The sequence below is a fragment of the Colwellia sp. C2M11 genome, from assembly GCF_018860915.1.
GTDB lineage: Bacteria > Pseudomonadota > Gammaproteobacteria > Enterobacterales > Alteromonadaceae > Colwellia.
Genome location: NZ_JAHKQD010000015.1, coordinates 146,365 through 170,554, shown reverse-complemented (window position 1 = coordinate 170,554; position 24,190 = coordinate 146,365). Strand labels below are relative to the sequence as shown.

Sequence of the window (24,190 nt, the reverse complement as noted above, 5' to 3'; positions counted from 1 at the left end):
ATTGATAAGGTAAAAATAACAGCAAATAATAAACCTAGATAAGTTAACATTTGCAGGTATTTCCACGAAAATAAGGAAAAATATTATTTAGTTTTAAATATTTTCACGTTATCGAAGGAATGTTTGCATTGCCATAAAAATTTATTCCTGAGAAAATACAACTGTTTGCCATGTTAGCAAAAGCCAAGTGGCAAAAATATCATAAGCTTGATAAAACACTCTCTTGGCGCATACAATAATAAAGCAATAATACTTGACTAAATTAGTCAAGCTTAAGATAATAGATACACTATAAACTTTCTTGCAAGAGAGTGAGAAAGTAGCATAATAGACTTAGTATTATTACCTTGGTTTACAGTCCCCTTTTAAAATAAAAGTAGAGTTTCATGTCTGATCCTATCTCAACACCAGAATTACCTATTAAATTTACCGATTCGGCAGCGAGTAAAGTACTATCGTTAATTACAGAAGAAGAAAACCCAGAACTTAAGCTAAGAGTTTATGTTACTGGTGGTGGTTGTTCTGGTTTTCAATACGGCTTTACCTTCGATGAAAAAATAAACGAAGGTGATATGACTATAGAAAAACAAGGTGTCACTATGGTTATTGATCCAATGAGTTTACAATACTTGGTTGATGGTGAAGTTGATTACCTAGAAAGTTTAGAAGGTAGCCGTTTTGTTGTGAATAACCCAAATGCATCAACTACCTGTGGCTGTGGTTCGTCTTTCTCTATTTAAGCCAATCTACATTATAGCGATAAGTCTATGCTTATAGACTTATCAAAGAATTACCCCTGTTTTCTTATGCATATATAATTGCTCATCAGCTTGTTTTAGTAACTCTTCCATTGTTTTTATTCCATCACTAGCGGCAGCTCCACAGCTAATGGTAATAGGTAAATGCAAACCTTGATAAGGCATCGGGTTATTTTGGAAAAATTCAGTTAACCGCTTACATGCTAATAATGCTTCCTTGTATGGCTGGCTTGCTAAAGTAATCACAAACTCATCTCCTGCATATCTAAAGCATTTATCATTTTCACGTATTAATTCTTTTAATTGTGTCGCGACATAAGTGAGTACTTTATCACCACAATCATGTCCATAAGTATCATTGATTTCTTTGAATTTATTACAATCGATAAACAATATTGAGAAAGGAACATTATATCGACGTTGACGTGTTAACTCTTCATTGATTGAATCTTCCATAAGCCGACGGTTGGCAAGCCCCGTTAGTCTATCGTAATGAGCCATATATTCTAGCTGCTCTCTAATCAATGCATTAGATAAACATAAACTTACTTTTACTGCGAGTTGTTCTAAATGCAAAGTGCCTAAGTTCGGTCGAAAGCGTGTTTTTTCATTGTCAGTAAAAACTAAACTGCCAAATAACTTATCTTCAATGATTAAAGGCACTAAAGCGATCGATTTTGTTTGTTCAGCCAGGTTTATAGGGAGTATTTTTTTTATAAGAAGTAGATCATTAGTCAGCAGTGGTTTTCGTTTAGGGTGTAATTGTTGCAATAAATCAATCGCAATATTTTTGCTGTTTTCTTTATGCCAACTTGATTGCATATTACCGCTAAGTAAATAGCTGATTGGTGTTGGTTCGGCCAATAACAAGCAAATACCACTTAAGTCAAACTTATCTTTTATCGACGCTAACAGCTCAAATAAAAGCTCTTGGCTTGTTTTGCAACGTAATATTTGCGCTTCAATTTCAAAAAGTTTTTGGGCTATATCTGCATTAATACGTGAATTTTCAATTAGACTCGCTAATTTGCGCTCTAATGCTATTTTTGTGTCAGACATATCCGTAATACCTGTTAGTACAAATGATGAAGTTAAGGATGCGATCATCAATGAACTTGCATATTAACTTTTTAATTACGTTTAACTTTTCAGTTAAGCGTATTGATTTTAAGCTTGATAGACTATAAAAATCAACCTTCCATTAATAGCATGGTAATTATAGTGTTCATATCAAGATCAAAGTCCTCAGCCCTGACGCCTTTAACAATGAAATCATCCGTTTTTGCTAAGTCAATATCTTGGGTATTCAGGTATTGATTTAACTTTACACTATAGAAAGATTTTACTTTAGGTTTTGTTAAATCATTGCAATTACGTTGCTCGACTACAGCAAGCTTTTTAGATTCTAATTGTACAAGTGTTCCCGTAGGGAACACACCAATACATCGAATAAATTGTTCGACTAACTCACCATCAAGATGATTGTTTTTAGCCAGTTCACGCAAAATATTGAATGATTTGATGTGGGAGAAACCATCTTTATAGCAACGGTTTGCGGTTAATGCATCAAAGATGTCGCAAATTGCAATCATGCGGCCATATTTGTGAATATTTTTGCCCTCAACTTGAAATGGGTAACCTTCACCATTTAATTTCTCATGGTGTAACGCTGCAACGTCTAAACTTAGTTTACTAATGCCTGGGGTTTTCTTGATGATGTCAATAGAGTGGTTGGCATGTGTTTTCATGATAGTAAACTCTTCATCAGTTAACTTACCTGGCTTATTTAATATTTCGTCAGGAATTTTTATTTTACCAATATCATGTAAAAAAGCGCCAATGCTAAGATGATGGACAACTTTTTTATTCATTTTTAAGTGGTGAGCAAAAATAGTCATGTAAACCGAGACGGCAACAGAGTGCTCTAGTAAGTATTCGTCTTTTTCGCGAATATTTACCATGCAGGCTAAAGAGTCTGGACTATTGAAAATGGCATCGACCGACTTATTAGTAACATCAACAACTGATTGTAAATCAACTGTTGTACCATTTAAGGCCGCAGCAAATAGTTTTTTTTGAATGTCTTTCGACTCATTAAATATTTCGACAGCTTGTTTTGCTTCTGCGCTGATTTCAGCCCTAGTTTTGCTGGGAGGAGGCAGGGTTTTGCTATCATCGATAAATACAGATATAACCTGTTTACTTCTTAAATTATTAATTACATTAATGCTTTTTATATGTCCAGGCGCGCTTAATGTAAATGTTCCATTTTGCTTGGCAATATCCGTGACAAAGTGACCAACATTTAACTCACTAAGTTGTATTTCTATAATCATTTAGTTCTAAGCCAATTCATTACACTAAAGAAGGTTTTTTATTCTTTTTCTGATACTAGCTAGTTTTTTACTATTTCACAATTCATATGTTGTTATAAATTAATACCCAAACGTGTTAAAGGTTAAATTAATGAACGTTATCTGCTATTTTAATTGTTAATTCTTATGCAAATAACTATTTAGTTTTGTCGTCTCTTGCCGATAACTTTAAGGTGAGTGTTTCTTGCCTACTATTTTAGGATTATAATATGCGTGTACTTCTTCTTTTTATTTTTATGTGCTTTTTAACACCGCTGGCACACGGAGAAAATTTAACAGCTGTACAAATTTATACTGATGATCAACTGTTAGATCTTATTAAAGAAAATAAACATTTAGGGCAAGTGGTTTTAGATGAGTGTCAATTAGTGCAAGACATTGAAGCAAGAGCGGTAATATCTAAAATGCCTTCTTATCAGTTTTTGTGGGGGGATATGCTAGCTTATGGTGTATGCGTAAAAAAAGATATTGAGTTAGGTCTACATTTTATGCGCTTAGCTGCAAATCAAGGTTTAATTGAAGGTCTTGAACAAATGGGGCGCTATTATCATATCGGAAGATTTATGCAGAAGGATATCGATCAAGCAATTAGTTTTCTAAAAGCAGCCGCTTCTATGAATAATCTTGCTGCTCAAATGCGTTTAGCTGGTATCTACAATCAAGGTTATGGTAGCCCATTAGATTACCCTGAATTATATTCTCAACTTCACCATGCAATTACTGACGATAAAGCTGTTTATAAGAAAATAACCCAACTAAAAAAACAATTAGCGACGAAAATGCCTGATAAGGTAGTTAATGCTGCTAAAAAAGCTGACTACACAAATTAGCAATAATATTTTAGGTGAACTTAAAAAATTAAAAACACCTAGTTACATCAACTTTTTACTTTCTATCTTGTGATTGTAAAGTTTATGGTATACTCACCTACAATTAATTTCTATTCTATTTATAACAAGTAATCCATTATTGTGACCCTAAACGATCCCCATGCTAAACGTGAAGCAAAAAAATACGAAAAGCCAGTGGCTTCACGTGAGCTGCTATTATCTATCATTGAAAAATGCTCACCGCCACCTACCTTTAATACCTTAGCTAAAACATTAAATTACCAAGAAGATCATCTGCTGGTAGGTTTGAAGCGACGACTTCGAGCAATGGAAAATAGCGGACAGTTAATTTTTAATAAGTTTAAACAGTACGCTATTCCGGCAAAAAATAGCTTGTTAACAGGGCAGGTGTTAAGCCATCGTGATGGTTTCGGTTTCCTTGTCGTCGATGATGCAGATCTAAAATCAACGTCACCAGACAAGCGTGGCAAAGACTTTTATATTTCGTCTTATGAAATGCAACGAGTATTTCACGGTGATATTGTTCAAGCTATATTGGTTGACCGTACTGATAGAAAAGGTAAGAAAGAAGTTAAAATTCTAGATGTTATTGAACCTAGAAAAGCACCAATTGTAGGTCGTTTTAATGTTCAGCAGCATATTTGCAGTGTTGTGCCTGAAGATAGCAAGATAAAGCAAGAAATATTAATTGATCCAAAAGCCCGGTTAGGGGCTCGTCATGGTCAAATGGTAGTAGTTGAATTAGCACAAAGACCGACAAAACGCTCAAAAGCGATTGGTAATGTTATTGAAGTTTTAGGTGACCATATGGCACCTGGTATGGAAATAGAAATAGCGTTACGCGCCCATGATTTACCCCATCAATTTTCTCATACAGTAGAAGCTGAAGTCGCTACCATTGCTGATGAAGTTGAAGAGTCAGCGAAATTACCGCGTAAAGATTTACGAGAATTACCACTGGTTACTATCGATGGTGAAGATGCACGAGATTTCGATGATGCTGTTTATTGTCAACCTGAAAAATCTGGTGGTTGGCGTTTATGGGTTGCTATAGCTGATGTTAGTTATTATGTTCGCCATGGCAGTGCGTTAGATGATGAAGCTATTTCGCGTGGTAATTCAGTATACTTTCCTAGCCAAGTTATTCCTATGCTACCGGAAAAATTATCAAATGGTTTGTGTTCTTTAAACCCAGACGTTGATCGACTTTGCATGGTCTGTGAAATGACCGTAAGTAGTGATGGTGAGCTTTCAGATAGCCAATTTTATCCTGCAGTCATGCGTTCACATGCACGTTTTACTTACAGTAAAGTTGCCGCAATACTTGATGCCAAAGATAATGACGATGTAGAAGCTATGGAAGGCCGAAACCTTCGAGAACAGTATTCTGCATTGGTACCGGATTTAGAAAATTTAAAAAGTATGTACTTAGCATTAAGTGATGCGCGCACTAAACGTGGTGCCATTGCTTTTGAAACAGAAGAGTCATTATTTCTGTTTAATAAAGATAAAAAAATTGAAAGTGTTGTACCACTTATTCGCAACGACGCGCATAAAATTATTGAAGAATGTATGATTTTAGCCAATGTTTCTACGGCTAAATTTATTGAAAAACATAATAAACCGGGCTTATTTCGAGTACATGATAAACCGAGTGAAGAGAAATATAATAATTTTGTCAGTTATTTATCTGAACTCGGCATTACTATACCTAAAAGAGATCAACCTGAACCAAGAGACTATTGTGATATTTTGACTAAAGTTGCAGAACGACCTGATCAAGAGCTCATTCAAACCATGTTACTTCGCTCAATGAGACAAGCAGTTTATCAGAGTGATAATTTAGGTCATTTTGGTTTAGCTTTAGCGTCTTATAGTCATTTTACTTCACCTATTAGGCGTTACCCTGACTTAGTTGTGCACAGAGTAATTAAAAGCATTTTACTTAAAGAAGCACAAGATCAAGCAACAAAAGAAGCTAATGCAGGCGCTTATGATTATAAGCTTGCAGAAGTTATTGAGCTAGGTGAACATTGCTCTATGACTGAACGTAGAGCTGATGAAGCAACACGTGACGTAAGTGATTGGCTTAAATGTGAGTTTATGCAAGATCATGTTGGTGATAGTTTTAATGGTGTAATTAGCACGGTAACTAATTTTGGTATGTTTGTTCGTTTACATGAATTACATATTGAAGGTTTAGTTCATATCACCTCTTTAGGTCAAGACTACTATCATTATGATGATGTACGCATGTGCTTAACTGGTGAAAAATCAGGTGTTAAATACCGTGTTGGTGATGTAGTTACAGTACAAGTGGCAGCAGTAAATTTAGATGAAAAGAAAATCGATCTTGCTATGGAAGGTAGTAGCGCAGTAAAAAAAGGTGCGCTAAAAGCTAAAGGTAAGCGTAAACCTAGTGCTAAAAGCACCAAAAAACCTTCAACTGACACGAAAGATAAATCGAAAGTTAAGTCCAAAGCTAAAAAGCGCAGCGAGCGTAAAAAACGTCCAGGTAAAAATGCTCGTAAGAACGCAGTAAAGAAATAAATACCATTAAGCTGTCTATTAAGCGACAGCTAAATGAAATTAAGGTAAAGAAATGGCAAAGAATGAAGAAATAGTATTTGGTATTCATGCAGTGAATGCATTGTTAAAGCATGCACCAGAGCGCTTTATTGAAATGTGGTTATTAAAAGGGCGTGATGATGAGCGTCTGCTGCCTATCACCAATTTAGCACGTAAATATGGTATTGCCACGCAATTGGTTCAAAGGCGTGTGCTAGACGAGAAAAGCGTTGGTGAACAACATCAAGGTGTTATTGCTCGTGTAAAACCGGGTAAAGTACTCACTGAAAATGATTTAGATGATATTATTAGCGCCACAGAAAAGCGTGAGATACCACCATTTTTACTCATTTTAGATGGTGTAACTGATCCTCATAACTTAGGCGCTTGTTTACGAAATGCTGATGCTGCAGGTGTGCAAGCAATTGTTGTTCCTAAAGATAACGCCGCTAAAATAACCTCTACAGTACGTAAAGTTGCTGTAGGCGCAGCAGAGACCGTGCCTTTAATTCAAGTCACAAACTTATCTCGCACGATGAAACATTTACAGCAAATGGGGATATGGATAGTTGGTACCGCTGGTGAAACTGACACTTGTCTTTATGATGTGAAATTATCGGGTCCTATGGCACTTGTTATGGGCGCTGAAGGTAAAGGTATGCGTAGATTAACGCGCGAGAACTGCGACCAGTTAGTCAAGCTGCCAATGGCTGGTAGTGTTTCAAGTTTAAATGTATCTGTTGCTACAGGTATTTGTTTATTTGAAATGGTTAGACAACGTTCATCTTAAAAATTATCTCTTTTTGAAATTTAACTCAATTTATTGAATCTAACGGAATAGCTCCAAGGATTAATTATATGAAAAAACTCTTTATTATTATTTTATTACTGATCATTGCTGGCTTAATTTCGCCAAAATTTATTGGTAGTGTCGTAGAATCTGAGCATCAATCAGTAGTTAATAAGCTCAACGACAATCAGGCTATTACTGTTAATTCAACAAGCATTACCCGATCATGGTTTACTGGAAAAGCTGAAACTGAAATAACAATTTCTTTGCAAGATGAAGGCTTAGAAAATATCAGTTTTATTGTTGAAGAAAACTTAGCATTTGGCCCAGTAATTTTTACTGATGAAGGAGTCGAGTTTGCGTTAAGTTATTCACAAGCAAGCATTAATTTTAAAGAGTTATTAATAGACGAAGAAATTGAAACGTTTATCAATGATAAAATTCATTTTAGTGGTTTATTAACGTTTTCTAAAGATGTCGTTGCTAACATTGTTGTTGATGAAGTATCCAAAGAAATTGATGGTAATAAAGTGACCTCAGCCAAAGCGTTTGGACATTTTACTTTAGAAGATAGTAAACGACTTTATGGTGATTTTAACTGGTCAGGCTTAACAGCAAAAACCAGTGACGAAAGCTTTACCTTAGGTAAGCTTCAATTTTCACTCGATCAAACACTGATTGCAGGTGATTATTTCCAAGGTACAGCGATTTCTACTGGTAAATTCGACTTTTCATTGGACTCAATTGCTGCGAAAGATACCGATAATAATGCGGTGTTTTCACTTGATGACATACTTATTAACGCGGTATCAGCATTAAACGATGATTTAATGACAGTAACCATGAAATATAGGGCTGGTAAAGTAGAATTTGAAGGTCAAAAATTAGAAGATGCAAATTTAACCTTACTTGTTAGCGATTTAAATATTATTGCTATGCAAGAAATTAACACTATTTTGGCTGAAATATCTGTTGATGGTGCTGGCATGTTTACTCCTGATGTCATGCAAAGGCTGACGACATTAATTGACAAATTATTAGTTGATAAACCTGTTATTGAAGTTGAAGATTTTAGTGTGAAAACTCAACAAGGTGATATTGCATCGTCTATGCACATTAGTATCGATGAAAATTTGTTTGATACTACAAATATCATGTCGATTATACCAGCGATAAAAGTCGATGCTAAAGGTAAAGCGCCTATGCCATTTTTTGATGAGCTAGGGGTTGCTCCTATGGTTGATTTGTATATAGAAGAAGGCTACGTTGTGTTAAAAGAAGATGAGCTGAGTTTTATTGTCAACTTTGCACAAGGGAGTTTAAAAATTAACGATAGAGTTATTCCTATGTAATCATGGCTATATGAAAAGTTAGTCAATCAACCTTAGCTAACGTTCATCAAGTTATCCTAATATAGCTAAGCTTATTATTACTCGCTGTGCTCAATAGCTTTCTCTAAAACCATTACTAGCATTAAGCGGTAATGGTTTTTTTATGGCAAACTTTAGCGTTATTCATTAATTTAACTGGAATAATTCACTCCAATGCCAATTTGGTGCAATAGGTTGTAGAGGTATAACTAAGATAACAACGTTGTGTAATGTTATGTAAAGTAGATAGAAACTCATAGCATAATTGAATTAGAATAGAAAAATAATTAATAATATTAAGATTTTTGTTTATGGGTTACCGTCTAAAACCTCTATACATCTCAATAGTGAGTATGATGCTATTTTCGTGTAGCGCTACTTACCATGTAGATGAAGAGCTTCGTCAATCCAATGCTCCTGCGCAATGGTCGGCTAATTTATTAACAACCGACGTAGCAGATAATTGGTTTGAACAATTACAAAATGAGCAAGTACATCAGCTTGTTGATATTGCAATAAATAACAACTTTCAATTAAAGCAGCAGGCATTGGCCATCGCTATTCTTGAGCAAGATTTGATTATAGCGGGCAGTGAACTTTGGCCCTCATTAGATTTGTCATTAAAAAATAGTCGCAGTAAGTCTGTATCAGATGATAGTACAAGCACTTATAATACAAGTGCCTCTTTAGATCTGGATTTACAGTATGAACTTGATCTTTGGGGAAAACTATCCGCAGCTAATCGACAAGCTAATTTAGAATTAATGGCTCAAAAGGCAATATTTGAACAAGCTAAACAACAGCTGGTTGCCGATGTTATTACTGCATGGTTTTCGGTAATAGAAGCCAATAAATTATTAGCACTTTATCAGCAACGTAGTCAGGATATTCAGCAGAATCTATTGATTATTGAATCTGGTTATCAACAAGGACTAAACAGCGCATTAGACGTTTATTTAACGCGAAATGAGGTGAATAGTGAACTCTCTAGAACATCAGAGCAGCGAACTCAACAAACACTCGCTATACGTAAATTAGAACAGTTGTTAGGGCAGTATCCTGAAGGTGCATTGTTTGTTGATGCTGAATTACCTTCGCTTGATTCAGATGTTCCTGTTGGTTTACCAAGTGATTTAGTCTCAAGAAAGCCAGAATTAGTCGCTAGCTGGTACCAGTTACTTGCTAAAGATTCTGCGTTAGCTTATGCGCACAAACAACGCTTTCCAAGTATTAGCCTTACAGCCTCATTATCTGATAATCAAACGAATATTTCTGATTTGTTATCCACCTCTTCTTTGGGATGGTCATTGCTTGGTAACTTAGCTATGCCATTGTTTAATGCTGGCAGGTTGGAAGCTAATGAAGAGAAAACCCGTTTAGATTTAAAGCAAACAGAGCAAGAATATTTATCAACTTTATATGATGCGTTTGCAGATGTTGAAAATGCAATAACCTATGAGGCGAGCTTAAAAGAACGCTACCAAATGATGATTAAAGCACAAGAAAATGCGATTGCAGCACAGCGATTATCTTTTGAACAGTATCAAAGTGGTTTAGTGGAATATATTACTGTGCTTGATGCACAGAGTCGATCTTACGATGCCCAAAGTGCGGTAATTCAACTTAAAAATCAATTAATTGCTAATCGAATAAATCTTCATGTTGCCCTTGGTGGTAATTTTGCGCAAGCACCTTCGACAGAAGCACAAGAGCAGGAAAAATAAGCATGACTAAACTAAGTAACGAATCAACAAGTCAATCAATGAATAAGCAAAATAAGCAATCAACAATTAAAAAAATAATTATTCCTGTAGTGATTATTGTAGCTACCTATTTCCTTTATCAAATGATTATGGATAATCCGCCAGAAACTAATCGAGGTAAAGGTGGTCCTGTCGCTAAAATTAGCGTTGAAACAATAGCGTTAAAGCCACAACAATACTCTGTTGTTGTTAATAGTTTTGGTACAGTACAGCCCAGAACGAGCAGTGTACTCGTCGCTCAGGTCTCGGGTGAAATAAATGAAATTAGTCAACAGTTTAGGGATGGTGGTTTTTTTGAAAAAGGAGATGTGCTCGTACAGCTTGATGATAGAGATCACCGTGCGGAAGTAAAAATCACCCAATCAAGCCTATTGTCAGCAAAACAAGCGTTACTAGAAGAAGAGGCGAGAGCAAAACAAGCGTTGATTGACTGGGAACGTTTAGGTAACGGCGCACAACCGAACACGCTAGTTTTACGTGAGCCACAATTAGCTGCTGCACAAGCTGAAGTATTATCGGCTCAAGCTAATTTAGAAAAAGCAGAACTATTATTAGAGCGTACTAAAATAGTGGCTCCATTTGCAGGACGCGTATTAAAAAAACAGGTTGATTTAGGGCGTGTTGTTACTAGCAATACTGAGCTAGCAGATATTTATGCTATTGATTATGTAGAAATAAGATTGCCTATTAATAACAAAGATCTCAGTTTTATTGATTTGCCTGAAGAATATCGCTCTTCTAATAATAAACAACAAGGGCCTAGTGTTAGCATTACGTCAGACTTAATTGGGAAGCAGTATTGGCAAGGAGAAATTGTTCGCACCGAAGGTGCTATTGATGACAACTCTCAGCAGCTTTATATTGTCGCACAAATTGACGATCCATATGGCGTTGATAATAAAAGTGAAGTAGCGCCTATCAAAATTGGCCAGTATGTTAATGCCGAGATTGCTGGTAAAACAATAGAGCAAGCGTTAGTTATTCCTAATAGCTCAATTTACCAAGGCAGTTATGTTTATATTGCCGAAAATATAAATGATAAAACAGTATTACAAAGAAAAGAAATTACCATTCGTTGGCAAAATGATGAAGATGCAATTATTGAATCAGGTTTGTCTGCGGGAGATGTGCTGGTGTTAACACCGCTTGGACAGGTTAGCTCTGGAACTCCTGTTGAAATTGCTGGCGCAACACCACCAAAGAGAAAGGGGGTAAATAAACAAAAGAGAAATGCTAACCGAGGTACTGAAGACAGAAAACCTCGTGATAAAAAGAACAGAAATAAGGAGGGCAAACAATGATAGCTTGGTTTGCTCGTAACCACGTTGCCGCTAATTTATTAATGGTAACCATTTTATTTCTTGGTTTATTTAGTTTGTCAGCCAAAATACCCCTTGAAGTCTTTCCTACTTTTGCAATGGATCAAATTTCAATTAGTGTTTCGCTTCGTGGCTCAACCCCTGAAGATGCCGAGCAAGGTGTTGCGATTCGTATTGAAGAAGCTGTACAAGATTTAGAAGGTATTGAGCGAATTACTAGTCGTTCTTCCGAAGGTTCGTCATCTGTCACCGTTGAAATTGACTCAGCCTATGACGCAAGAGAGATGCTAGCAGATATTAAAGCACGGGTTGATGCAATTAATACTTTTCCTGTAGATGCTGAAAAACCGATAGTTTCCTTAGCTGAGCGAAAAAGAGAAGTTATTTCTGTCACTATTGCTAGTATTTATGGTGAGAAAGAAATAAAAGAATTTGCTGAGAAAATCCGTGATGATTTATTACAAATTTCTGGCGTTACTCAACTTGAGTTGAGTGGTGTTAGAGATTACGAAATAGCAATAGAGATAGCACAAGACAAGTTACGTCAATACAATTTGAGTTTAAGTGACGTTTCTTCGGCTGTTAGTAACTCAAGTAGCGATATATCTGCAGGAAATATAAAAACTAAAGGTGGTGATATTCTTATTCGCTCTAAAGGGCAAGCCTACCGAAAAGATGAATATGCTCGTATAGTCATTAAAACGAACAGTGACGGCTCAATGTTAACACTTAATGATATTGCTACCATTAAAGATGATTTTGAAGAAACGCCTGTCAGAACACGTTTTAATGGTAAACGTGCCGCTTTTATTGATGTGTACCGTATTGGTCAACAAAGCGCGACAGATGTTGCTGATAAAATTAAAAATTACATAGAAAGTCGTCAAGAAAACCTCCCTTATGGATATGAATTAAGTTATTGGGATGATAATTCTGAAATTGTAAAAGCACGTATTTCAACGTTAACAACAAACGCAATGCAGGGGTTAATTTTAGTTTTTGCGTTGTTGTCGTTATTTTTACGACCTTCTATTGCTATTTGGGTATGTGTGGGTATTCCAGTGTCCTTTATGGGCGCCTTTATTGTTATGCCGTTTATGGGAATAACCCTAAATATTATGAGCTTGTTTGCCTTTATTTTAGTATTGGGGATTGTGGTAGATGATGCCATTGTGACAGGGGAGAATATCTATACCCACCTGCAAACCTCCTCATCAGGAACTGAAGCAGCTATTCGCGGAACACAAGAGGTCGCCACACCGGTTACTTTTGGTATATTAACAACGGTTGCTGCCTTTCTACCTCTTGCTTTTATTGAAGGGAATCGAGGGCCTATCTTTGCTCAAATTCCAGTGGTGGTTATTCCAGTACTAATTTTTTCATTAATTGAATCAAAGTTTGTTTTACCTTCACATTTAAAGGGAATCAAATTACGTCATGAGCAAGCTGAACCAGGTAGATTTGAACGTTTTCAGCGTGGTTTTGCTGATGGTTTTGAGCGGGTTATATTACGTTATTATCAACCAATATTAGCCGTTGCATTAAGGTATAAGTTAACCACATTAAGCTTATTTGTAGGTGTGTTTTTTATTATTCTTGCTTTGGTTATGAGTGGCTGGACTAAATTTATATTTTTTCCACGCATTCCAAGTGAAACTGTTCGTATGAATTTAACGCTTCCGGTTGGAACTCCTTTTGATGTGACCAATAAGTTTGTTATTGATATTGCTGATAAAGCTGAAGACTTACAAGATAAGTACCGCGACGAAGAAACTGGTAAAAGTGTTATTCTCAATATATTAGCGACAACCGGAGGCCGTGGAAGTGTCTCTAATGCAGGAAGTGTGCGTTTTGAAATTACACCTCCAGAAGAAAGAGATTCCGATATCACCTCGAGTGAATTGGTTAAAGAGTGGCGAGAACTTATTGGGGTAATTCCGGGGGCAGAAAGTCTTACTTTTAGAGCGGAAACCGGTCGTTCATCTAGTCCAATCGATGTACAATTAACGGGAAGTTCACTAGTAACATTGCAAGAAGTTGCCGATAAAGTTAAAACTCGTTTAGGCACTTACCCTACCGTGTTTGAAATTGAAGATAGTTTGTCTGACGGTAAAGAAGAGTTACGTATAGAGCTAACGAAGCAAGGAAAAGCGGTTGGTCTAACGCGTGTTGCTATTTCACAGCAAGTGCGTAGCGCCTTTTTTGGCGCAGAAGTGCAACGTATACAGCGTGGTCGTGACGATGTTCGAGTTATGGTGCGTTTACCAGCAGAAGAACGTAGCACAATTGTAAACTTAGAAAATATATTAATCAAGACTCCGCAGGGGGGCAATGTACCATTATCGCATGTTGCGACCTTAATTCCCGGACAAAGTCCGTCAACAATTAACCGTATTGACTTATATCGAACCGTTAATGTTACGGCTGATGTTGAAAAAACAAACACCAATATGACTGTGCTGCAAGCCGATTTAAAAACTTATTTAGATGAGCTTATTAGCCAATACCCAGGTGTTAAGCATTCATTAGAAGGTGAAGCAAAAGAGCAGCGAGAATCTTTTAGCTCTTTAGGGTGGGCACTTGTTTTTGTGTTTTTCATTATTTATGTGTTGTTGGCTATTCCATTTAAATCCTATTTACAGCCTTTAATTGTCATGAGTATTATCCCATTTGGCATGATTGGTGCGGTAGTAGGGCATTGGATTATGGGCATGGATCTAAGCATTATGAGCTTATTAGGCTTACTCGCTTTAGTTGGTGTTGTTGTTAATGACTCATTAGTATTGGTAGATTTCATTAATAAAAAGCGCGAAGAAACAAATGATTTAATGAGTGCAGTTTTAATGGCTGGTGCATCACGTTTTAGACCGGTAATGCTAACCAGTTTAACGACTTTCATAGGTTTGATGCCGCTGCTTTTTGAGAAATCAACACAAGCACAATTTTTAATTCCAATGGCGGTTTCATTAGGTTTTGGTATTTTATTCGCTACTTTTATCACATTATTATTAATACCGGTGAACTATATGTTGGTTGAGCGCCTTAAAAACTATAGGAATCAATAGCTTCTGTTGAAATGTCGTTAGGATGTTAAGTAGAGAGATTAAGTCGTATTTTTACTTGCTTTAAATGCTTGTTTTCTCTACACTACGCATCCTTAATTCAGCCTGAACTTTTTGTTCCTTGCCTCAACTGGTGTTTGGCTGAGCCAGAGAATGAGGCTACAACCCATAAGGAGCTCGTAATGCGTCATTACGAAATCGTATTTATGGTTCACCCTGATCAGAGTGAACAAGTGCCTGGTATGATCCAGCGCTACACAGACTTGATCAACGCTGCTGAAGGCAAAGTCAACCGTCTAGAAGACTGGGGCCGTCGCCAATTAGCATACCCAATCAATAAATTGCATAAAGCACACTATGTTCTTATGAACATTGAAGCGCCACAATCTGTTATTGATGAACTAGAAACTGCTTTCCGTTATAACGATGTTGTTATTCGTAACATGATTATGCGTACTAAAGACGCGGTAACTGAAGCATCGCCAATGGCTGCTGCTAAAGAAGACCGTCGCGAAGTTAAGAAAGATTTTTCTGCGCCAGCTGAAGGTACTGAAGCTTCTACAGAAGAAGCATCTGCACCAGCTGAAGTTTCTACAGAAGAAACTGCTAGCGAAGAATAAGTAATTTGTGATGCTCTCGCAAGAGAATAGCCTAGTGTTGACAGGCTCTGTAGTGAAAGCTCCAAAGCAATCAACAAGCCCAGCAGGTATTACTCATAGCCAGTTTTCAATGGACCACAAGTCTATTCAAAATGAAGCGGGTATGAACCGACAAGCTTTTGTCAGAATACAAGTTGTAGCTACGGGTGAATTATCACACTTAACTCGTGAATTAGTTGCTGGGGATAATGTAAGAGTGACGGGGTTTATTAACCGTCATGAGTCAAGAAACGGTAACCCGTTGCTTGTATTACATTCTCAGCATATAGAAATGATTAATTAGTGTTTTGTTTTTACAGTTAATGTTCAAATAAAACCAATTCGGAGAATATTATGTCTCGTTTTTTTAGACGTCGTAAGTTTTGTCGCTTCACAGCGGAAGGCGCAACATCTGTAGATTATAAAGATATTGCAACGTTAAAAAACTATATCACTGAAAGTGGTAAAATTGTTCCTAGCCGTATCACTGGTACTGCTGCTAAATACCAACGTCAACTAACTCGCGCTATCAAACGTGCTCGTTACTTGTCATTGTTACCATACACTGACTTACACAAGTAAGCTAATAAGGGGTTTATTATGGAAGTAATTCTTCTAGACAAAATCGCCAAATTAGGCGGCCTTGGTGACAAGGTATCTGTTAAATCAGGTTATGCACGTAACTACTTATTACCTCAAGGTAAAGCAGTATTCGCATCAGATGCTAACATCGAGCACTTTGAAGCACGTCGTGCTGAATTAGAAGCTAAGTTAGCTGAAGTTTTAGCAACTGCTGAAGCTCGTGCAGTTAAACTTGGTGAATTGGCTGAAGTAACTATCGCATCTAAAGCAGGTGAAGAAGGTAAGTTATTCGGTTCAATCGGTACTCGTGATATCGCTGATGCGATCACAGAAGCTGGCGTTGAAGTTACAAAAGCTGAAGTACGTTTACCATTAGGTGCAATCCGTGAAACTGGCGAATTCGAAATCGCTATTCACTTGCACAACGATGTTGATACTAGCGTTAAAGTGATTGTTATCGCTCAAGCTTAATTGCTTAAATTAACGTAGGTTAGAATTTATTCTAGCAAGTACTACATTATTAAATACCGCAATATCTTTGATACTGCGGTATTTTTTTATCTTTTTTTCTTACCCTTTTTAAAATTCCCTCATCCTGAACTTGATTCAGGACCACAAGCGGTATGTTGCCAGCCTCATGAGATTCCGTATTAAGAGATCTGAGGAACGACGTTTTTGTTTACATTGTTTTGTATTAAACGGTCTACATATGGGCTGCTTTTTTACCCTGAAAAACCTCGTAATCCAATGGTGTTTTTTCGTGTTATTACGACAGATAAAAAGAAATAATTTTCAGCGGCAGATGAATCTCGGGTATAATGAGCGCTTCTTAGTTTTTACAGTGAAAAGTATTTAGCACTATGAGTATGCTCGGACGTATCCCTCGACAATTTATTGATGACTTATTAGCGCGTGCTGATATTGTTGAATTAATTGACGGCCGTGTTCCCTTAAAAAAAGCGGGTAAGAATTATCAAGCTTGCTGTCCTTTTCACAACGAAAAATCTCCTTCTTTTACCGTCAGTCAAGATAAGCAGTTTTATCATTGTTTTGGTTGTGGTGAACACGGTAATGCTATTTCATTTTTAATGGAATTTGACCGTTTAGACTTTGTTGATGCTATTGAAGAACTCGCTAGCCATTGCGGTGTAGAAGTTGTTCGTGAAGAAAATAATGCGAGTCCGGCCGAGCAACGTCAACAACAAAAAGTTTATCAACAAAAACAAGATGATTACGAGTTAATGAACCAAATTAGCCGTTTCTATCAGCAACAATTAAAAGCAGCAACAGATAAAGAAACAGCTATTAACTACTTAAAAGGCCGAGGCTTAAGTGGTGAAGTCGTTAAGCGTTTTGGTATTGGTTATATTAGTGATGCCTGGGATGGCATGATGAAGGTTTTTTCTCCGCAAGGTAAAGCTAATCAGCAGCTAATTGATTTAGGTATGGCAATACAGGGTGATAAAAACCGTCCATATGACAGATTTCGTGGCCGTATTATGTTTCCTATTCGTGATAAACGCGGCCGAGTAATTGCTTTTGGTGGTCGGGTTTTAGGTGATGAAAAACCGAAATACTTAAACTCACCAGAAACACGTGTTTATCATAAAGGCCAAGAGCTCTATGGTTTATATGAAGCGAAACAAGCCAATAAGAACCTTGAACGACTCGTTGTTGTTGAAGGCTATATGGATGTTGTGGCATTAGCACAGCATGGCGTTGATTATGCTGTGGCCTCATTAGGCACATCAACTACACCAGAGCAATTACAAACCTTATTTCGCACCGTAAAAGAAGTGATTTGTTGCTACGATGGTGATCGAGCAGGCCGTGATGCTGCATGGCGAGCGATGGAAAATGCGTTACCATTAATTCGTGATGGTTTTTCATTAAAATTTGTTTTTGTACCCGATGGTGAAGATCCTGATTCATTGATCCGTAAAAAAGGACAAAAAGCGTTTGAACAAATTTTAGATGAAGCGATGCCTTTATCTAAATTTTTAGTTGAACAATTAATGAGTCAAGTTGAAATGAACTCATTAGAAGGTAGGGCTGCGTTAGTCGATTCTTTTCAACCTTACTTAATGAAAATGCCAGATAGTGTACTAAAAGATGCAATTATTAATGATATTGCAAATAATTTTGGTACAGGTAGTGAACAGTTTTTAGCTAAAATAGCTAAAAATATCAACAAACAAGAAAAAATTAAAAAACCGCAGGGCACTACAAAAACAACACCGGTTAGATTAGCTATTGCATTACTACTTGAGCATCCCCATATTGTAAACGAGCTAGGAGATATTTCAGCATTAGCGTCATTACAAGTTCCTGGGATAGAGTTATTGACCCAATTACTGAAATTATGCCAACAAAATCCTGAAATAAAAACGGCACAGTTATTAGAGTATTTTCGAGGTACAGAAACAGGTAATCAGTTAGCAAAATTAATGTGTTGGCAACATCATGTTACTGCTGAAACTGCTGCTGATGTTTTTCTTGATAGTATTGAAAAACTATTGAATGATTTTGTTGAAAAACGTACTGAATTTTTATTACAAAAAGCACGTGTTAAACAAATAACATTACAAGAAAGACAAGAGTTACAAGCGATACTTAACGCCTAGCTACACATAACGGGTTTTAGTAACTATACTTTAGTTGATTTGAATTGTTATTTAAAAATAAGTAGAGACTTAATACATGAATTCAATGGTGGAAATCGAGTGAAAAACTCGCTATAATCTCCCGCCTAATTTATTTGTGCAATTTTTACTACCCCATTTTTACAATATTGTTTTTTAACAGTAATATATACCAGACATAGGTGGACACTCGTCAATGGAACAAGCTCCTCAATCTAGATTGAAAGATTTAATAACCAAAGGTAAAGAGCAAGGTTATTTAACGTTTGCGCAAGTTAACGATCATCTACCACAAGATATTATCGATTCAGACCAAGTCGAAGATATTGTTAGCATGATTAACGACATGGGAATTCAAGTTTTTGAAAATGCCCCTGATGCAGATACGTTAATGATGAGCGAAGCTAATACCGATGAAGATGCTGCAGAAGCCGCAGCACAGGCATTAGCAACCGTAGAAAGTGAAATTGGCCGTACAACTGACCCTGTTCGCATGTACATGCGAGAAATGGGTACAGTAGAATTACTGACACGTAAAGGCGAAATTGTTATTGCCAAGCGTATCGAAGAAGGTATTAAAGAAGTACAACATAGTGTTTCTGAATATCCACCTGCGATCAATTATTTATTGGAAATGTGGGATAACTTTGAAGCGGAAGAAGTACGTTTAACAGACATTATTGTCGGCTTTTTAGACCCTGATGCCGAAGACGAAGAAGTTGCCGCAGCAGCTACACATGTTGGATCTGAATTATCAAAAGAAGATTTAGATGATGAAGATAAAGACGACAGTGATGTTGATGATGAAGATGAGGATGAAGAAGATACCGGTCCTGATCCTGAATTAGCACGTGAAAAATTTATGGCTCTGCGTGATGTGTACGAAGTAGCCAACAAGATTATTGAGAAAAAAGGTCGTGGTCACAAAGATGCGCAAGAAGCAATTGATGACGTCGCCGAAGTATTTAAAGAATTCCGTTTAATACCTAAATTATTTGATAGATTAGTGAAGAACATGCGTAGTGTCATGGACCGATTACGTGTTCAAGAGCGCTTAATCATGAAGCACTGTGTTGTAGGTGCGGGTATGCCTAAAACAACTTTTATCAAAATCTTCCCAGGTAATGAAACATCAAAAGATTGGTTTGAAGAACAAAAAGCAGCAGGGCATAGCTACTCAGCTAAGCTTTCTGATATTGAACACGACGTTGAACGTTGTATCTACAAACTGAATCAAATTGAAGAAGAAACACACCTAAATATACATGGTATTAAAGATATCAACCGCCGTATGTCAATTGGTGAAGCGAAAGCACGCCGAGCGAAGAAGGAAATGGTTGAAGCCAACTTGCGTTTGGTTATCTCTATTGCTAAAAAATATACAAACCGTGGTTTACAGTTCTTAGATTTAATTCAAGAAGGTAACATTGGTTTGATGAAAGCGGTTGATAAGTTTGAATATCGTCGTGGTTATAAGTTCTCAACTTATGCAACTTGGTGGATTCGTCAAGCAATTACCCGTTCAATTGCCGACCAAGCGAGAACAATTCGTATACCAGTACATATGATTGAAACGATCAATAAATTGAATCGTGTTTCTCGTCAAATGTTACAAGAAATGGGTCGTGAACCAACACCTGAAGAATTAGCTGAACGCATGATTATGCCTGAAGATAAAATTCGTAAGGTATTGAAAATAGCTAAAGAGCCAATTTCAATGGAAACGCCAATTGGTGATGATGAAGATTCGCATTTAGGTGACTTTATTGAAGATGGTAGTGGTGAATTACCTGTTGATTCTGCTACGTCAGAGAACCTTAAAGGCGCTACCCATGAAGTACTTGCCGGTTTAACAGCTCGTGAAGCTAAAGTACTTAGAATGCGTTTCGGTATTGATATGAACACTGATCATACCTTAGAAGAGGTTGGTAAGCAGTTTGATGTAACACGTGAACGTATTCGTCAAATTGAAGCGAAAGCATTACGTAAATTACGCCATCCTTCGCGCTCAGAGCAGTTAAAAAGCTTCTTAGATGGTGAGTAAGCAGTATTGCTGTTTAGCATCAAATAACTGAGTTTGAATGATAAGAAAAAGAGTATGTTAGCCTAGCTAGCATACTCTTTTTTTGTTTTTAGCTGTTGTTAGCCAAGTAAAAGTAAAATAGTATTCAATGATATGATTTTGTTAAACTCTTGCTTCTCTAGCTAAATGGAACTGATTGAATTAATATTAATTCAATCAGTATAAATATTGAAAAGAATATAAGGTTAATAATAATCAAATAAGCAATTTGACTATTAATACAACAATCAAACCAATTTTATTTGTTTTTTACTATTCAGATGGTGACATTAAAATAAAAAATGCTTATACTGCTCGCGCTTAATTGGACTGTTTACCTTTAATTGTTCAGTTAAGTATATACATCTTATGTATATGGCCCCTTAGCTCAGTTGGTTAGAGCGCCCGACTCATAATCGGTAGGTCCAGTGTTCAAATCACTGAGGGGCCACCACTTTTCCTCAATGCTTTCAGCGAAATTACCCACTAACATAAATATTACTTTCTCATATTATAGTTATTTTTTTAAGCTAATTAGCTGCTCTCACTTTATTCTTCTGCTTATTAACTAAGAAGAAAACTCTGCTAAACCTTCTAGAATTGGGCATTTAGCATTATCATCACCATCACACTTATCTGCTAATTCTTGCAGCACTGTTTTCATTTTCTCTAGCGCTAAGATCTTTTCATTAATATCTTGTAAATGATTTTGTGCGAGTTGTTTTACCTGACGACTTTCTCTATCACTGTCTAACCAGAATTTCAGTAGTGATTGAATTTCTGCCATGGAAAACCCTAAGTTTCTCGAACGTCGGATAAAACCCAATTGTTGTAATTGGGTTTGATTATATAATCGATAACCGGCCTCAGTACGGCTGGCTTTTTTTAACACGCCGATGTCTTCATAGTAGCGAATCATTTTAGCCGATATGCCTGTTAAGCTAGCAGCTTTACCTATGGTGACCAGTGTATCCATGTTATTTCTCCTTCATTGACCAACGTTGTAATAGCAAAGCATTACTCACTACAAATAAGCTACTAAATGCCATTGCGGCACCCGCAATAATAGGGTCGAGGTAACCAAAAGCAGCAAGTGGTATTCCTATTGCGTTGAAGATAAAGGCCCAAAAAAGGTTTTGTTTTATTTTACGGTAAGTGAGCCTTGAAATAGTTAGTGCTGTGGCTACTAAGCTTGGTTTACTACGCATTAAAGTAATAGCTGAGGCGCTAACGGCAACATCGGTACCCGACGCCATTGCTATTCCTAAATCAGCTTGTGCAAGGGCAGGAGCATCGTTAATACCATCACCTACCATAGCTACTTGGTAACCTTGCTCTTGATATTGACGAATATATTTAGCTTTATCTGCTGGAAGTACTTCAGCTTTGAAATCGTCCAACTGTAATTTTGTCGCAACCCATGTTGCACTAGCTTGACTGTCGCCAGTAAGCATAGCGACCCTTATGCCTTCTTGTTGCAACGTTTTTACCGCTAATAGCGCATCAGACTTCAGTTCATCATTAAAACAAAACAGGGCAAGTAATTTTATTTCATCTGCTTGCTGGCTAGCCAACCAAGAAACAGAGGCTCCAGGTATTTTTATTTGCTCAGTTGGTAGATTTATTCCCAACTCTTGCATCCAGTGACTACTGCCCATCATTAGTAAATTTTTGCCAATATTACCTTTTACTCCATAACCGGCAACAACTTGAAACGCTTCTATTGTTACTGGTTGAATTTCTTGACTTAAAGCTTTGTCTACCACGGCTTTACCTAAAGGGTGTTCACTATTTATTTGTAGGGAATAAGCTAATTGTAATACTTCTGCTTCCGTGCCATTGATAACAATCATTTCATTTAAAACAGGTTTGCCTTGAGTTAAGGTACCTGTTTTATCAAAGACGACGAGGTCGATATTTTTTGCTTGTTCTAGTGCAATGGCATCTTTAACTAATACACCGAATCTGGCAGCGGTTCCTGTGCCTGCCATAATAGCCGCAGGGGTTGCCAAGCCAAGAGCACATGGGCAAGCAATAACTAGAACGGCCACCGCATTTAGAATAGCGCTAGTCCAGTCATTAAATATTACTCCCGTTACCAATAGCGTAGTGATGGCAACCAGTAAAACTACGGGGATGAAAATACTGCTGACTTTATCAACGATGGCTTGTACGGGCGCTTTTGCTCCTTGGGCTTGTTCAACGAGTTGAATAATTTTAGATAACGTTGATTCGGTGCCAACATTGGTAGTACGAATTTCTAGAATACCGTCTAAGTTCAGAGATCCACCTGTAACAATATCGCCTTCTTTTTTACTGACAGGGACAGATTCACCACTAATTAAGGCTTCATCTAAGTGACTTTTTCCTTGTAGAATCTCTCCATCCACAGGTACTCTTTCACCTGGAATTACTTTTACTGTTTCACCTGACAGTACTGATGACACTGAGACTTTTTGCCATTTACTTAAACGTAGTACTGTTGCCTCAACAGGCTTCAAGTTCTCTAACGATCTTAGGGCCTCTGTAGTACGACGTTTTGCCTTGTGTTCTAAATATTTACCTAACAGAACCAAGGTGATGACCGCACTACTACTTTCAAAATACAAGTGAGGCATGCCTTGATCACTATTAAAGGTCCACCATAAGTACAAAGATAATCCATAAGCGGCACTTGTACCGATAGATACTAGAAGATCCATATTACCCATTCTTGCTTTGAGTGCTCCCCAGCCAGCTCGATAAAAACGAGCACCAAAATAGAATTGAACAGGTGTCGCTAGTAGCCATTGCCAAAAAGACGGTAACATCCACTCTTGACCAAATAGCATACCTAACATAGGGAATACCAATGGTAAGGTTAGTAGGCCTGCACCCAATACAGGCCACCAAGCTTTACTATAAAAAGGCTCACTTTTATTGGTTTGGTTTAACTTACTGTCGGTATTTAATGGGATAAAGAGATAACCAGCTTGTGTTACCGCTTGTTCTAATTGCTCGTCGGTTACAAAAGATAGTATGTTTACTTGTGCCTGCTCTGTCGCTAGGTTGACTGACGCGCTAACTACGCCGGCTACTTTAGCTAAGGCTTGTTCGACTCTAGTAACACAAGAAGCACAACTCATTTTACCAATTCCAAATTGCTTTAGCGTTAATGGAACTTGATAACCAGCCTCGGTAACTGCCGTCACTAAATCATGATAACTTGCACTGCCTTGAATAATGGCTGTTTCAGTTGCTAGGTTAACGGTAACTTCCGTTACTCCGCTCACCTTGTGTAGCGCCTTTTCAACACGCCCTACACATGATGCACAGGACATACCGTTAATTGTGAGTTGTATTGTCGTATTCATAAGCCTCTCACTTAAATTGTGTATTGAGTTGTAAACTAACACTAGGTTAAACCTTAC

The 24,190-nt window shown here is 37.1% G+C and carries 18 protein-coding genes and 1 tRNA gene; 15 read left to right on the top strand and 4 right to left on the bottom strand.

Going from position 1 to position 24,190, the window contains the following annotated elements:
• Positions 1-398: 398 nt before the first annotated feature.
• Complete coding sequence (erpA, locus tag KO509_RS05380; RefSeq protein WP_354668413.1) at positions 399-740, top strand: iron-sulfur cluster insertion protein ErpA; 342 nt, start codon at positions 399-401, stop codon at positions 738-740.
• Positions 741-782: 42 nt separating this feature from the next.
• Here erpA and KO509_RS05375 read toward each other — a convergent pair whose 3' ends face one another.
• Both KO509_RS05375 and KO509_RS05370 read right to left on the bottom strand, forming a co-directional pair.
• On the bottom strand, positions 783-1,865 hold the full coding sequence (locus tag KO509_RS05375; protein WP_215972247.1) for a DUF484 family protein: 1,083 nt from the start codon (positions 1,863-1,865) through the stop codon (positions 783-785).
• A gap of 83 nt (positions 1,866-1,948) precedes the next feature.
• Entirely contained in the window at positions 1,949-3,094 is a 1,146-nt protein-coding gene (locus KO509_RS05370) for an HD-GYP domain-containing protein (RefSeq protein ID WP_215972246.1), read from the bottom strand.
• Between the two features lie 248 nt (positions 3,095-3,342).
• Between KO509_RS05370 and KO509_RS05365 the strand changes: the two genes are divergently transcribed.
• From KO509_RS05365 to KO509_RS05300, 14 genes are all read left to right on the top strand, one after another.
• Positions 3,343-3,963 carry a tetratricopeptide repeat protein gene (locus KO509_RS05365; protein WP_215972245.1) on the top strand — a complete coding sequence of 207 codons (621 nt, stop codon included), beginning with the start codon at positions 3,343-3,345 and terminating at the stop codon, positions 3,961-3,963.
• 141 nt (positions 3,964-4,104) lie between these two features.
• Entirely contained in the window at positions 4,105-6,534 is a 2,430-nt protein-coding gene (rnr, locus tag KO509_RS05360) for a ribonuclease R (protein WP_215972244.1), read from the top strand.
• A 52-nt stretch (positions 6,535-6,586) separates the two neighbouring features.
• On the top strand, positions 6,587-7,342 hold the full coding sequence (gene rlmB, locus KO509_RS05355; RefSeq protein ID WP_215972243.1) for a 23S rRNA (guanosine(2251)-2'-O)-methyltransferase RlmB: 756 nt from the start codon (positions 6,587-6,589) through the stop codon (positions 7,340-7,342).
• 68 nt (positions 7,343-7,410) lie between these two features.
• Positions 7,411-8,694 (top strand): DUF945 family protein, encoded by a 1,284-nt coding sequence (locus KO509_RS05350; protein ID WP_215972242.1) that lies wholly within the window; start codon positions 7,411-7,413, stop codon positions 8,692-8,694.
• A gap of 371 nt (positions 8,695-9,065) precedes the next feature.
• Entirely contained in the window at positions 9,066-10,436 is a 1,371-nt protein-coding gene (locus KO509_RS05345; RefSeq protein ID WP_215972241.1) for an efflux transporter outer membrane subunit, read from the top strand.
• Between the two features lie 38 nt (positions 10,437-10,474).
• Positions 10,475-11,776, top strand: coding sequence for an efflux RND transporter periplasmic adaptor subunit (locus KO509_RS05340; protein WP_215972301.1), 1,302 nt, complete (start codon positions 10,475-10,477; stop codon positions 11,774-11,776).
• Positions 11,773-14,859 carry an efflux RND transporter permease subunit gene (locus KO509_RS05335; RefSeq protein ID WP_215972240.1) on the top strand — a complete coding sequence of 1,029 codons (3,087 nt, stop codon included), beginning with the start codon at positions 11,773-11,775 and terminating at the stop codon, positions 14,857-14,859. The genes KO509_RS05340 and KO509_RS05335 overlap by 4 nt, the downstream gene beginning before the upstream one ends.
• A 179-nt stretch (positions 14,860-15,038) precedes the next feature.
• On the top strand, positions 15,039-15,476 hold the full coding sequence (gene rpsF / locus KO509_RS05330) for a 30S ribosomal protein S6 (protein WP_215972239.1): 438 nt from the start codon (positions 15,039-15,041) through the stop codon (positions 15,474-15,476).
• A 10-nt stretch (positions 15,477-15,486) separates the two neighbouring features.
• Positions 15,487-15,798: a primosomal replication protein N gene (gene priB / locus KO509_RS05325; RefSeq protein WP_215972238.1), complete on the top strand. Its 312-nt coding sequence runs from the start codon at positions 15,487-15,489 to the stop codon at positions 15,796-15,798.
• A 50-nt stretch (positions 15,799-15,848) separates the two neighbouring features.
• Positions 15,849-16,076 carry a 30S ribosomal protein S18 gene (gene rpsR / locus KO509_RS05320; protein WP_159821572.1) on the top strand — a complete coding sequence of 76 codons (228 nt, stop codon included), beginning with the start codon at positions 15,849-15,851 and terminating at the stop codon, positions 16,074-16,076.
• A gap of 18 nt (positions 16,077-16,094) precedes the next feature.
• Entirely contained in the window at positions 16,095-16,547 is a 453-nt protein-coding gene (gene rplI, locus KO509_RS05315; protein WP_215972237.1) for a 50S ribosomal protein L9, read from the top strand.
• Between the two features lie 395 nt (positions 16,548-16,942).
• Positions 16,943-18,700 (top strand): DNA primase, encoded by a 1,758-nt coding sequence (dnaG, locus tag KO509_RS05310; RefSeq protein ID WP_215972300.1) that lies wholly within the window; start codon positions 16,943-16,945, stop codon positions 18,698-18,700.
• A gap of 214 nt (positions 18,701-18,914) precedes the next feature.
• Positions 18,915-20,762: an RNA polymerase sigma factor RpoD gene (gene rpoD / locus KO509_RS05305; RefSeq protein WP_215972236.1), complete on the top strand. Its 1,848-nt coding sequence runs from the start codon at positions 18,915-18,917 to the stop codon at positions 20,760-20,762.
• 395 nt (positions 20,763-21,157) lie between these two features.
• Positions 21,158-21,234: transfer RNA gene (locus KO509_RS05300), tRNA-Ile, on the top strand.
• Positions 21,235-21,348: 114 nt separating this feature from the next.
• Here the strand turns inward: KO509_RS05300 and cueR are convergent.
• On the bottom strand, positions 21,349-21,756 hold the full coding sequence (gene cueR / locus KO509_RS05295; RefSeq protein ID WP_215972235.1) for a Cu(I)-responsive transcriptional regulator: 408 nt from the start codon (positions 21,754-21,756) through the stop codon (positions 21,349-21,351).
• Position 21,757: 1 nt separating this feature from the next.
• Entirely contained in the window at positions 21,758-24,133 is a 2,376-nt protein-coding gene (locus KO509_RS05290) for a heavy metal translocating P-type ATPase (RefSeq protein WP_215972234.1), read from the bottom strand.
• Between the last annotated feature and the right edge of the window lie 57 nt (positions 24,134-24,190).